This window comes from Acinetobacter sp. NIPH 542, from assembly GCF_000369825.1.
Classification (GTDB): domain Bacteria; phylum Pseudomonadota; class Gammaproteobacteria; order Pseudomonadales; family Moraxellaceae; genus Acinetobacter; species Acinetobacter oleivorans.
In genome coordinates, this window is the sequence record NZ_KB850206.1 from 2,232,090 (window position 1) to 2,245,301 (window position 13,212).

The 13,212-nt window shown below is 38.6% G+C and carries 12 protein-coding genes; 2 read left to right on the forward strand and 10 right to left on the reverse strand.

What is annotated here, in order from left to right:
- Window positions 1-25: 25 nt before the first annotated feature.
- The 5 genes from F886_RS15880 to F886_RS15900 form a co-directional block, all read right to left on the reverse strand.
- Entirely contained in the window at window positions 26-664 is a 639-nt protein-coding gene (locus tag F886_RS15880) for an RluA family pseudouridine synthase (protein WP_005307342.1), read from the reverse strand.
- A gap of 132 nt (window positions 665-796) precedes the next feature.
- Entirely contained in the window at window positions 797-1,501 is a 705-nt protein-coding gene (locus F886_RS15885) for a hypothetical protein (protein WP_005307345.1), read from the reverse strand.
- A gap of 61 nt (window positions 1,502-1,562) precedes the next feature.
- A complete protein-coding gene (gene hemL, locus F886_RS15890; RefSeq protein WP_004643606.1) occupies window positions 1,563-2,861 on the reverse strand; it encodes a glutamate-1-semialdehyde 2,1-aminomutase in 1,299 nt (432 codons plus the stop codon).
- 42 nt (window positions 2,862-2,903) lie between these two features.
- Window positions 2,904-3,515 carry a thiamine phosphate synthase gene (gene thiE / locus F886_RS15895; protein WP_005307348.1) on the reverse strand — a complete coding sequence of 204 codons (612 nt, stop codon included), beginning with the start codon at window positions 3,513-3,515 and terminating at the stop codon, window positions 2,904-2,906.
- A 116-nt stretch (window positions 3,516-3,631) separates the two neighbouring features.
- Window positions 3,632-4,015 carry an Mpo1-like protein gene (locus tag F886_RS15900; RefSeq protein WP_081402199.1) on the reverse strand — a complete coding sequence of 128 codons (384 nt, stop codon included), beginning with the start codon at window positions 4,013-4,015 and terminating at the stop codon, window positions 3,632-3,634.
- Window positions 4,016-4,180: 165 nt separating this feature from the next.
- Between F886_RS15900 and F886_RS20690 the strand changes: the two genes are divergently transcribed.
- The gene (locus tag F886_RS20690; protein ID WP_005307355.1) at window positions 4,181-5,644 is read left to right on the forward strand and encodes a CYTH and CHAD domain-containing protein; all 1,464 of its coding nucleotides are present in this window, start codon (window positions 4,181-4,183) and stop codon (window positions 5,642-5,644) included.
- A 35-nt stretch (window positions 5,645-5,679) separates the two neighbouring features.
- Here the strand turns inward: F886_RS20690 and F886_RS15910 are convergent, their stop codons facing one another.
- Complete coding sequence (locus tag F886_RS15910; protein ID WP_005307359.1) at window positions 5,680-6,312, reverse strand: hypothetical protein; 633 nt, start codon at window positions 6,310-6,312, stop codon at window positions 5,680-5,682.
- Window positions 6,313-6,419: 107 nt separating this feature from the next.
- Here F886_RS15910 and F886_RS15915 point away from each other — a divergent pair, with 107 nt between their 5' ends.
- On the forward strand, window positions 6,420-6,803 hold the full coding sequence (locus F886_RS15915) for a DUF3144 domain-containing protein (RefSeq protein ID WP_004790823.1): 384 nt from the start codon (window positions 6,420-6,422) through the stop codon (window positions 6,801-6,803).
- Window positions 6,804-6,864: 61 nt separating this feature from the next.
- Here the strand turns inward: F886_RS15915 and F886_RS15920 are convergent, their stop codons facing one another.
- The 4 genes from F886_RS15920 to F886_RS15935 all read right to left on the reverse strand — a co-directional run bounded on the left by F886_RS15920 (window position 6,865) and on the right by F886_RS15935 (window position 13,202).
- Window positions 6,865-9,627, reverse strand: coding sequence for a M16 family metallopeptidase (locus tag F886_RS15920; RefSeq protein ID WP_005307361.1), 2,763 nt, complete (start codon window positions 9,625-9,627; stop codon window positions 6,865-6,867).
- Window positions 9,628-9,749: 122 nt separating this feature from the next.
- Window positions 9,750-10,568, reverse strand: coding sequence for a PhzF family phenazine biosynthesis protein (locus F886_RS15925; protein WP_005307364.1), 819 nt, complete (start codon window positions 10,566-10,568; stop codon window positions 9,750-9,752).
- A 149-nt stretch (window positions 10,569-10,717) separates the two neighbouring features.
- Entirely contained in the window at window positions 10,718-12,112 is a 1,395-nt protein-coding gene (locus F886_RS15930; protein WP_005307367.1) for an L-cystine transporter, read from the reverse strand.
- 208 nt (window positions 12,113-12,320) lie between these two features.
- Entirely contained in the window at window positions 12,321-13,202 is an 882-nt protein-coding gene (locus tag F886_RS15935) for a LysR family transcriptional regulator (protein WP_005307370.1), read from the reverse strand.
- Window positions 13,203-13,212 lie beyond the last annotated feature (10 nt).

The window sequence follows — 13,212 nt, forward strand, 5'->3', positions numbered from 1 at the left end:
AAAATCACGCATTAAAATTTTTACATTAAAACGGTACAGGACAGTCAAAAGTTAATGTTTCTGCTGTGACAGGATGATTAAAACTTAACTGTTTGGCATGCAAACACAAACGCGGAACAAGTTGCTGCTCCGGTGTTGCATACAGCGTGTCACCTACAATTGGATGCCCAAGATATTGCATGTGTACACGGAGTTGATGGGATCGACCCGTAATTGGTGTTAATTTCACACGCGTTACAGGCTGTCCCTGAATCTGAAAATGTTCTATTGCCTGCCAATGTGTTAAGGCAGGTTTGTTGTGAGAAGCGTCGACAATATGTAAAGGTGGTCGGCTTGGATCATAGATGACAGGAATATCTACAGTCCCTTCACCCTCTAAATGACCTGCGACAAGCGCTTCATATATTTTTGAAGTCTGACGATCTTGAAATTGACGCGCAATCGCACTTTGACCGCGCTTAGATAAACCAAATACCAAAATACCTGAAGTGTCTCGATCTAGACGGTGAATAAGCAAAGTTTTAGGCTCAATCGCAACCAACCTTGTCAAAACGCTATCATGTAAATCACCCTTACCCGGAACACTCAAGATGTCCGAAGGTTTATGAATCACCATAAAATCATCATCACGATAGATCAGATGTTCACTTAGAAAATCACTCAAAGTTGTATTCCCAAGGTAAGATGAAAAACAAGCGGGCAATAATAAAAAGCTTACGTCCGAATTACAATGCCGTTCGGGTAAATTAACAGCATAATTTGCAAATATTATGGCGCACGTTGGGTCTATGGTGAGTCAATGCTTCAATAACTGCATAATATGTTGCAAGGTAGGTGCTTGCATCACCTCTTCAGCGCTCAGGCTTGCACCGTTCGCACGCCAGAGGTCGACTAGATAATTCACAGCAGATTGATTTAATCCGTAGTTTCTTAGATCAATTTCAGGGTGAACTTCCATAGGATGTCGCCCAACCTGTTCAGCAATCGCCAATAAAATTCCTTTATCCGACAAGATATATTCAGACGGTGCACTTAAAGACCATAGGCGCATTAAGGTCTGTGTATTTAAATGTTTTATATGGTCAAAACTGAGCTTTTCAACCCATTGAATATGCTGCTCTAGATTAGCCGCCAAGATCGCATCATTTACAATAGCTACATAATCGGTAATAGATAAAACAAGCTGCATGACCTGTTTAAAAAGAGGTGATAAATCACCAGCCATCACAACTTGGGCTTTACTATTTGATGACAGTCGCTGACCAAGCTGCAACATGGTTTGCTGAAGCTGAGATGCATCAATAAAAATGACTGGAATTTCGAGCGCCTGCGCTCTTTTACTTAGCAATTCTAAATGATCGGCTAATGGTTGGTGCGCCCAGTCAGGTGCATTTTCCAGTTCATTTAGTCCAATCATGAGCAAAATACTTTGTGTAGACTCAATCGGCCAATTTGAAGTATTTGCTGCTAATTGGATTTTTCGAGGTAAAGGATAAAACATTGTTCTCTACAAATAAAAAAATAGCTCAAATTAAAAAGCCCGTTTTAAACGGGCCTTTTGCTTACTTCATTTCAGCGAATGTTTCTTTTGCAGCCTGAATCGTATATTCGATATCTTCATCAGAATGAGCAGATGAAATAAAGCCTGCTTCAAATGCTGACGGTGCCAAGTTTACCCCGCGCTTTAGCATGCCATGGAAGAACTTTTTGAAAGCTTCAATATCACATGCCAGCATAGAGTCGAAACTTGTAATGTCTTCTTGATCGGTAAAGTAAAGACCGAACATTGCACCAGCTTGCTGAGTTTTAAATGGAATCCCCGCTTCATCAGCCGCCGCTTGTAAACCTGCAAGTAACTTTTCAAGTTGAGCTGATAAGTTGCTGTAAAAGTCTGGTTGACGTAAATGTTTGAACATCTCGATACCAGCACGCATAGCGAGTGGATTCCCAGATAAAGTACCTGCTTGGTATACGCCACCTAAAGGTGCGATACATTCCATGATTTCACGCTTACCACCAAACGCACCAACGGGTAAGCCCGCACCAATAATTTTACCTAAGGTCGTTAAGTCTGGTTTAACGTTATAAACTGATTGAGCGCCACCTAATGCAACACGGAAACCTGTCATGACTTCATCAATAATAAAGACAGATTTATATTCATCACACACATCACGAATGGCTTGTAAGAAACCATCAATTGGTTTCACCATATTCATGTTACCTGCGACAGGTTCAATGATTACACCCGCAATCTCATGACCAAATTTAGCAAAACATTCTTTTAGTGCGGCAATATCGTTGTAAGGCAGCGTTAAAGTGTGTTTAGCAAAGTCAACTGGAACACCTTTTGAAGTTGGTTCACCTTCACCTAAAGTGAGTAAGCCCGAACCTGCTTTTACTAACAGCGAGTCAGAATGCCCATGGTAGCAACCTTCAAACTTCACAATTTTGTCACGGCCAGTATAACCACGCGCTAAACGAATAGCCGTCATGGTCGCTTCTGTGCCAGAGTTAGTCATACGTACCAATTCAATTGATGGCATGATTTCACAGATAATATCTGCCAAAGTCGTTTCGTGTACGGTTGGTGCACCAAAACTTAAACCATCTTCTGCTGCTGTTTGTACCGCTTTAATAATTTCTGGATGAGCATGACCCAAAATCATTGGTCCCCAAGAACCAACGTAGTCAACATAGCGCTTGCCATCGACATCCCACAAATAAGCACCTTTAGCTTTCTCAATGAAAACTGGTGTTCCTCCAACGCCATTAAAGGCACGTACCGGAGAGTTCACACCACCAGGAATGTGTTTGCTGGCTTGTTTAAATAACTGTTCTTGCTTTGGAGATAAACTCATGGAAATGCTCGTCTTAAATATCTAAAAAATAATTTTGAAAGCTTAAGAAAATAATTGTGCCCAGGCCTTTACACGGGCAGGAATTTCAGCAGTTGATCGGCCTAATATATCACTAATGACTGCACAGAGGTCAGCCCCAGCCTCAATCACAGGTTTTGAGTTTTCAACAGTTAAACCACCAATCGCACAAATGGGTAAATCATATTGAGCTGCTGCTTGCTTAATCACTTCGATGCCCACATTACCTGCTTCAGGTTTTGTAGAGGTCGCGTAGACTGCACCAAATGCAATATAAGTCGCGCCATCTGCAATTGCTTTTTGTGCAAGCTCTAATGAGTTTAGGCAAGTACGACCAATAATTACATTTTCTGGTAATTGCGATTTTGCATCGGTAATTTCACCGTCACTTTGCCCTAAATGCACACCTAATCCAAATTGAGCGGCCAGTTTTAGGTCATCATTAATTACAAATGGAACTTGATATTTTTCACACAATAGTTTGATTTGTTCGACTTCTGCGGGTTGGTCGACTTTTTCTACTTTCTTACGGCGGTACTGTAAAATTGCGACCTGACGAGTTGCGAGTGCGGCGTCTAGTTTTTCTAATAATAATTGGATTGGGTCATCATTGGTAATGAGATATAAACCGCGCATACTCTACTCTCGCTTTAAAAAACTTCGCTAGTATAACGGATTTATAGGACATCATAAGTACCGATTGATATAGGCTTACCAGTACCAATCGGTATATTTAGAATAGAAAGTAAAAATTAACTTGGTATTTTATCAAACTTGCGATCAGTCAAACTCAAACGACCACGTGCAACATCAGATAGCATTCGCCAATCAGAAATAAAGCTATAGAAAGGTTGTTTAAAACTGGCAGGCTTATTTTTTTCAAACACAAAATGTCCAACCCATGCGTTTGCGTAACCCACTACCAAACCATAAAGCACATATTTGGCTTGTTTCTTACGAATTGCTTTTGAAAAAAAGTATATGCCAATACTGCTACCCACCACATGCAAGCGTCTGCTCATGATGTTACGGTGTTCGGTTAAATAAAAACGATAAAATTCCTGATAGTTTTTAATCGGCAATTCAAACTCTGGCTGAGCTTCATGGCTAAAGTTTACTGGTGCATTCACGATCATCTTCCTGATTTTTATTTGATCAAAACGTCACCTGATTGTACACCTAAATAAAAGCCTAGCGTCATATGTTTGATTGTAACTTTCTCTATCAAAAGCATTACTTTTAGGACTAAGCTATTATACTTATTCAAGATAGTTTAAATACCTGATTCAGGGAGATATATTATGGTCGAAGTCGAACTAAAGTTTCAGTTACCTGAATCGAAGAAAAAAACTGTCCAGCAATACTTAAAAAAACATAAAGCGAAATATATTCACTTACAGGCAAAATATTACGATACCCCTGATCGATTACTCGCAAAAAATGGCATGGCCCTACGTTTACGTAAAGAAGATGATCAATGGGTACAAACATTTAAAGCCGCAGGTCAAAGCCACCTGCACCGTGTTGAAGAAGAAATTCATTTAGGTGCTTGTGACCAAGAACCGGACTTAAACCTTGAGTTATATCAAAATAATAAAGTCGTAACTGATTTAATTAACGCAGTTTTAGGAACGCAAGCTGAAAAACTAAGTTTGCAGTTTGAGACTGATGTACAGCGCACCTATCATGTGTTTGAAGCAGATAATACGGCTATTGAAGTTTGCTTAGATGATGGGGTCGTAAAAACAGCAGATACACAAAGTATAATTTGTGAAGTCGAATTTGAACTTAAGCAAGGCGCAGTAAAAACGCTAATTCAATTTGCACAGCAATGGATTAATCGTTATGCCCTTTGGCTTGATGTCAGAAGTAAAGCCGAGCGTGGGAATTTATTAGCACTGGGGCAAGCAGCCTCACCCGCTGTACATGCCAAAGCGCTGACATTAAATAAAGATATTACTGCTGAACAGGCTCTAAAAAAGATTATCGAAAACTGTTTAGGACAATTCTTACCCAATATGGCTGTAATTGCCGATGGAGTTGCCGAACCTGAGCATATTCATCAGGCACGTGTAAGTTTACGTCGTTTACGCAGTGCACTAAAACACTTCTCTGGCTGGTCAAGCGAGCTAAACCCTGTTTGGGAAGAACAAATTGCCGAGCTTTTCCGTAAGCTTGGAGACACTCGTGATGAAGATGCTATCCGTACCGAGGTGTTACCTGTCATTCAACAACATGGCTCACCAGAACTTTTACTACCTGTTTCAGTTCAGCCCTCAAAAGAACTCTCAACAATCTTTACCTCTGCGGACACGATTAAGCTATTACTCGATTTATTAGCATTTGCGTATTCAGAAGAAGATTCAAAGAACAAAACAGGTGGATTAAAAAAACATATTAAAAAGAGTTTAGATAAATTACATCATAAAGTGATTAGCAATGCTGAACACTTCTCTGAGCTTGAAGTTTCTGAACAGCACAAAATACGAAAGACAGCTAAGCAGTTACGTTATTGTGTTGAGTTTATTTCAAGTCTTTATCCTGACAAGAAAGTACAGCAATATTTAAAACATCTACAACCTGTACAAAACACCTTAGGTCAATATAACGACTTATTTATTGCGGAAGGTATTTTCAATAAAGTTGTCGAAAATGACTCATCTTTCTGGTTTGCCTTAGGCTGGGTAAAAGCCAAACAACCGCACCTACAAAAGCGCTCAGCAAAAACTTTACAAACTTTTAGCCAAGCTGAAACTTTCTGGTAATTTATAAAAAGTCGCTGTAAACAGGCAGCGACTTTTTATCGGTATTTACCAAATACTTTCCACACACCGTTATCTGCTAACGGGTCATTATAGCTATCACTACGTTGCTTTCTTGGCTTATCACGGGCATCGACCAATTTAAAATGTGGTTCTACCCCTAACACAATACCATTGGTATAAAACCGTGAACGGGTATATTCACTTTGTCCATGTTGAAATACATACGTTCTTAAATCGATAAATTCACGGTGAGCAACTAGAGCCGCAGTATCATCGCTTTGCAACCATTCTTGCATTGTAAAAATCTGATCAGTTTCGAACTGCCCGCATTTTTCAATAAGACTTGCCACACCACGGAAAGTTTTCGATTCTTTTGCGCGTGTTTTATTAATCCGAATTCGATCTACATGAAAAAAGAATAGCGGTAAATTTAAATGACTTGGCAAATGAATGGCATCTGGTAATTCATCTTCCATAAATGGCTGAAAAAGTTCTTGTGCCCTTTCAATTAGGTCCTGCCATTGGTGATAATAATTTTCGACTTCTTCTTGCAAGCCATAATAAATCGGCAGCCCTTCGACATGCTCTAAATATTGAGGTGGGAAAACATGCTGGCGCAATAAAGCAATATCTGTTTTTAAACTTTGAATAGCAATCGCATCTTGCATATTAAACTCTCCAACCAATACTTAGGCTATTTACAGACTAAGTCAAAGGTTTTGTTTCCGCAAGCGTTTGCCTATAATAAGCAGCTCTATTTTTGCGGGAATAAGTCATGTCTCAAAAGATTAATGCAACAGATATTACTGAAGAAGAAGCATTAAATGCTGTTTTCTTTGAGCGTGCGGATGAATTCATTAAACAAGCTAATGATTTTTGTCGCCCGCCAAAAGGTGAAAAGCCAGATCCAGCTGAACTACGTGGTCAAGTAAGTGCAGCAATGTTGTTTGCTAGTGCCCGTTTTAACACGTGGGTAGCAGCAAATAATTTTAAAGATGGCGAAGAAATGCGCGCTGCTAAAGATCAAGTGATGTCTTATCTTGTGCAACAATTTCAAATGATGCTTGAAGATAACTTTGATGAGTACTGCGAACAGTTCGAAAATTATTTACGTTTCCGTAAAAATGAAGATTTTCATGCGCATAAACATGACCATTAAGATGATTTAAACATCCAAATAAAAAGCCACAATTTAGTGGCTTTTTATTTGCGATAAGACTTTATTTTTTTGCTGCCTGTCCATATTGATCAGCCATTACTTCGACCAAATGCTCAGGTTTAATATACTTTTTAATTACTGCATTTACGTCTGCAACAGTCAGTTTAGTCAAGTTTTGATCATGTCGAATACGGTCTTGTAATGTTTTATCTGTTTCAAGCTGTAGATTTAACATCCCATGAATATTACGTTCATCTTCTAAGGCCGTAACGCGTTTCTTCATGATATCTGCTTTAGCAGCTTCAAGCTCTTGCTCAGTCACACCATTTTTCAACAAGTCATTCAACACTTTATGTATTGATGCAGACACTTGTGCTGAGCGACCAGAAGTATAATTTGCACTAATGCTTAAGGCCCCTACATTCGTATCACGGTCAAGTTGCAGCCCACTTCCAAAACCATAGACTAGCGCATTTTTCTCACGAAGCTCTTGAGCCAAACGTGATGAAATTTGAGACTCACCTAAAATATAGTTAAGTAAAATTAATGCAGATGCATCTGGATGGTTTTTCCCAACTGGAATTGAAAGCACACTTTGGTAACTACCAAATTCGCGCTGCTCAGATAAAACATGAACTTGCTGAGCTGGAAAATCAACATGATTAATCAAGATTTTTTGATAAGGCTGTTTACCATTCCAACGACCAAATTCCTGATTAAGTAATTTCTGCATTTTTTTCGCATCAAATTTACCCGTAATGGCAATTTGAGCATGGTTCATTGCAAAGAAACGCTCATACAACTCTTTCACTTGCTCTTGAGTTGCATTTTTCAATTGCTGTTTTGCCAGTTCAGGTTCAAAGTGATAACGCAAATCACCCGGTTGATATTCTTCGAGTAAACGTGAAAGTGTTAAGCCAGCTACTACATCTGGCTCGGTATAAGGACGATCAAGACTTGATAAACTTTGCGATTTAATTAAATCAAATTGAGATTGCTCAAATTTTGGATTTTTCATCACATCAAGAACAAACTCGAAAAACTCATCAAATTTTTCTGATTTAGACTGAATATTAATAGTCATGCCATTGCCGTCAGCACTTGCATAAGCCGCGCCGCCCGCATCAATCGATTTATCGGCAATATCTTGCAAACTGTATTTATCAGAACCACGAAGCAATAAGTATGAAGTTAAATCAACGACCGTACCTTTATTAAATAAAGATTTTTCTGTTCCGAAGTCCATCGTAATCGTTGCATAAGTACGATCATCACGTGTTTCAACTGGGAATAAAGCGTACTTCATTCCATTTTTCAGTTTTCCACGGATAATCTTTTTCTCATTGCTTTCAACATATTGCTTAGAAGTTTTTAAAAACTCCGCGACTTCTTGTTGATATACCTTCGGATCTTTTAAAGGCTCTGCCTTTGCTTCTACCTGATCTAGAGTTTTAGGTGCGTCTTTTGCATTTTGCTGTTGAGCTTTTTTCTGATCTTCAGGTGTTGGCAAAATATCACCGTCAATACGATGCTCTGCAACAAGGAATTGTTTTAAAGTTTGATTCACTTGGTCTAACTTAACGTTTTCTACTGAATCTAAATCTTTAAAATATTGATCCCATTGACCGCCAGCAACCGTGTAATCACTCAAACGTGACCCAAGTGCTACCGCATCTTTAGTAATTAAATCACCTTGAGTTTTCATTAAACTCTTAACACGATTTAATTCAACTTCAGTAAAAGGCTTTCCTTTCTCGATACCCGCTAGCAAAGAGCTTTCAACTTTTTTAGGGTCATTACTTGGTGCATAAATGGCACCCAGAAACACCACATTAAAATCTTGGTCTAACCACGTACTCGCATCAACATTTGTGGTAATGCCTGTTTCAACCATGTTCTGGTATAGGTGACCACTTGGCTGCATGGTATACAACAACGGCGCTAAAGCGAGCGTTGGCTGAATTTTGGTATTTTTACCATTCATATAGATATGGAATTTAGCGAGATCGCTCCCCTTTTTCACCACAAACTGACGATTTTTTATTTTTGTAGAGTCGAGCACAGGAATCTGTACAGGTTTAGGAACATCACGCGCCGCAATTGGGCTAAAGTATTGATCAATGGTTTTTAAGACATCTGTCTTATCGAACTTACCTGAAATTACCATGACTGCATTATTAGGCGCATACCAGCTACGATAGAACTGATTCAGTTCAGGCATTTTAATCGATTTAAGCTCAGGTAAATCGCCAATCGGTAAACGACCTAAATATTGGTTACCATAAGCTGACTTCCACATTTGATCCATCAGGACAGCAAAAGGCTGATCCATACGGACTTCACGTTCGCGTTTTACGATTTCAATTTCAGAAGGAACAAATTTTTCTTGTAGAACTAATTTATCCATACGTTCCGATTCAAGATATAGCACTTCATTGAGTGCAGTCTTTTCCGGACGAACGATATTGGTATATTTGGTCGAGTAATAATCTGTGCTGGCGTTCGTCATCAATGTATATTGATCTAGACGACGCTGGAATTCTTCCCCTTTAACATTTTTTGTCCCCTTAAAAGCCAAGTGTTCAAGCAAATGAGCTAAACCGCTTTTACCTTGCGGGTCGTTTAATGAACCAGTTAAATAAATGGTATTAATAAAGATTTTATTTTCTTTGTCGTTCGGTGCAAGTACAACCCGAAAACCATTATCTAATTTATATTCCTCAATATTTTGCTTGCTTTTTACTAGTGTGGTTTGTGCAAAAGACGCAGCACTTAAACCAAGAATACATAGGGAGAGAGTCAGTTGTTTAAACTGCATAAACATATAAATACCAATTAATTTGAATAATAAAAAATCAATAGTTCTGGGACTATAGTAGGAAATTTAAGCTGACATTAATAGTAAAGATTTGAAAAAAAAGCCGTTTATTTAAACGGCCTTATATTTTAAAGAAAAATTTCAGCTTGCATATAAAGTTTTCCATACCCTGAAATTTCAATACGCTCTTCAGACAGGATATTGCAATATAAAACGCCTCCACGGCTAGAAGCCTGATAAGCCAAAATATTATTTTTGCCCAGCTTTTCTGCCCATAACGGCGCTATTGCGGTGTGAACTGAACCTGTAACAGGGTCCTCATTAATACCCGCGACAGGTGCAAAATAACGCGATACACAATCGTATTGCTGGTCTGCTTTTGAGGTTATTGCAACATCCATGTCTTTTGCTGTAATAGCAGTACGTAACTTACCTAAAGTTTTGAGCAAACTCATATCAGGCTGCTCATCCAATACATCTTGCACTGACTCATATTCTACAATGTAAGCTTGAACATTTTGATAAACCGCTTTAAAGGGTTTGGTTAATGCCTCACGTAAAACCACTGGGTAATCTTCGACTTGATGAGCTTTACGAATTGGAAAATTCATTCTGATTTTACCATCATCATCTTGATGAACGATAAAAAGCCCTAAGTTTCGGACATGAAAATTAATGGTCTTCTTGTCAGTAAAATCTTTAAATAATACAAAAGCACTGGCAAGAGTGGCATGCCCACAAAAATCAGCTTCAACTGTTGGCGTAAACCAACGGATTTCATAATTTTCAGCGTCTATGATTTTTACAAAAGCAGTCTCAGATAAGTTATTTTCGAGTGCTATCTTTTGCATTAAATCTGCATCTAGCCATTCTTTTTCAACAATCACAGCAGCTGGATTGCCACGAAATAACTCTTTTGTAAAAGCATCGACTTGATACATTTTCATGATAGTGCTCTCTTTTGTAATAGGTTCATTTTCGAAAATTATTTAAAAGAAAAACAGATACAGTTTTTTAAAAATTAACATCACAGTGGCAATTTAAGCATATAAAAAAACGGCTCATCCAAAGTGGATGAGCCGTTTAATACTCATTCTTAATGATGTTGAGTTAACTCAATTTCATCTTCACTATTTAATATGTCTTTATCAGTCTGACCCATAAATTGGCTCGTAACTACACCCGCAGTCATTGAACCATTTACGTTTAATGCAGTACGTCCCATATCAATGAGTGGTTCAATTGAAATAAGAAGTGCAACTAAAGTCACAGGTAAACCCATAGCTGGAAGAACAATCAGTGCAGCAAAAGTCGCACCACCACCTACTCCGGCAACCCCAATTGAACTTAAAGTCACAATACCCACTAACGATGCAATCCACATTGGATCTAGCGTGTTAATTCCCATGGTTGGCGCAACCATGACTGCCAACATTGCTGGGTACAAACCCGCGCAACCATTTTGACCAATGGTCGCACCAAAAGAAGCAGAAAAACTTGCAATAGATTCAGGAATACCTAAACGGCGAGTTTGCGTCTCAATGCTCAGTGGAATACTGGCAGCACTTGAACGGCTGGTAAATGCGAAAGTCAGAACAGGAGCAACTTTTTTGAAGAACTTAACTGGAGAAACACCTGTCAGGGTCAAAATAATGGCATGCACGACAAACATGATGGCTAAACCTAAATAAGATGCCACCAAGAAACCGCCTAGATTTAAGATATCTGCCACATTCGAACTTGCCACAACTTTGGTCATGAGGGCAAAAACACCATACGGTGTAAGTGTCATCACTAAACGAACCAACTTCATTACCCAAGACTGTAAAGTCTGAATTGCAGTCAGAATACGCTGGCCTTTCTCTGCATCATCTTTCATTAGGTTAAGCGCAGCTATACCTAAAAAGACAGCAAAAATAACCACACTAATAATTGAAGTTGGGTTTGCACCAGTTAATTCAGCAAATGGATTACTTGGAATAAAGGAAAGAATAAATTGCGGTACACTTAAATCAGTAACTTTGCCTACATAATCTGTATTAATGGCAGTTAAGCGTGCAGTTTCAGCAGCACCTTGCACTAAACCTTTCGCCGTTAAGCCAAATAGGTTAGTAACAAATACACCTACGAGTGCAGCAATCAGCGTTGTAAAAAGTAAAGTGCCGATCGTATAAAAACTGATTTTGCCTAAAGATGAGGCTTGGTGTAATTTTGCAACCGCTCCCAAAATAGACACAAATACCAAAGGCATAACGACCATTTGTAAAAGTTTTACATAACCGTTTCCAACGATATTAAACCAGCTAATAGATTCAGCAAGAATCGGATGGCCACCGCCATAAATCAAATGTAGTCCTAAACCAAACACAACACCTAGAACTAAGCCAGCCAGAACTTTTTTCGATAAGCTCCAGTCTGTTTTACGTGTTTGGGCGAGTAAAAATATTAACCCGACAAAAACCACAATATTGATGATTAAGGGTATATTCATTCCCAAACTCCAAATTATTGCTTGTGTCATCTTTCAAGGGGGCATATTTGACCATAGCCGGCCTATATAAACTACCCTTTTCAACAATTTTATAGCATCAAGATGATTACAAACTTGCGTGAGAATATAAAATGACTTTTAAATACATATATATCACTTTTAATTTATAAATTAAGTGAGATATTTATGTATAAAAACCAGCCTCTACTTAAGCAACCTTTAATTCAAATTGCTGCTCAATAAAATGAATAAATTGCTTTAAATTGGTCCCCCATGTTTCCGGTAACTGGGCAACTAAATAGGTAGTGAAAAAAGCAGATTCTGTATTTAGTCCAAAACAATTAACTGAAACTTTATCTGCAACTTTTGTGAGATATGATTTCGGTAATAAAGCAAAACCAACACCCAACTCTACACAGCTCACGATTCCGTCAAGACTACCCATTTCCATAATTTGCGAAGGCGGAATACTAAAGTCATTCAAGAAAAGCTCTATGGCATGTCGATATGAACAACCTTGCCGAAATGCAATAAATCTGGTCTTTGCAAGGGTTGCCTTGTCTGGAAAACTCTGTTGTTGCTTAGGGCAAACCAAAACCAGCTCTTCATGCCACACAGGAAAACTATATAACTCAGGAATCGAATGTTTAGATGCCACAAAAGCACAGTCCAATTCCCCCTGATGTACCGCATTTAATAAATAACGGGTCGGATGAGTTTGAAGCTCAATAGGCAAAGTAGGATATTGCTGCATAGATTGATTGAGCAACTGTGGCAAACGTATTGCTGCGGTTGTTTCCATGCTGCCCAAGCGAATAGTTTCATTCGGGTCAATATCACCTTCTTGAAAGATCTTTTTAGCTTTATCGTGCAATGCAATCATTTGAACAGCGTAACTATGTAGCTGTTGTCCTGCATTCGTTAAAGTCACAGGATTATTACGATTGAATAAAATAACCCCTAACTCTTCTTCAAGTTTTTTTATATGGCTCGTGATATTCGATTGAACCGTATACATTTTTTGTGCAGCCAATGAAAAACTTCCACTCTCTGCAACCGCTAAAAAAAACTCTAAAGACTTAAGTAACATTTCACTATCT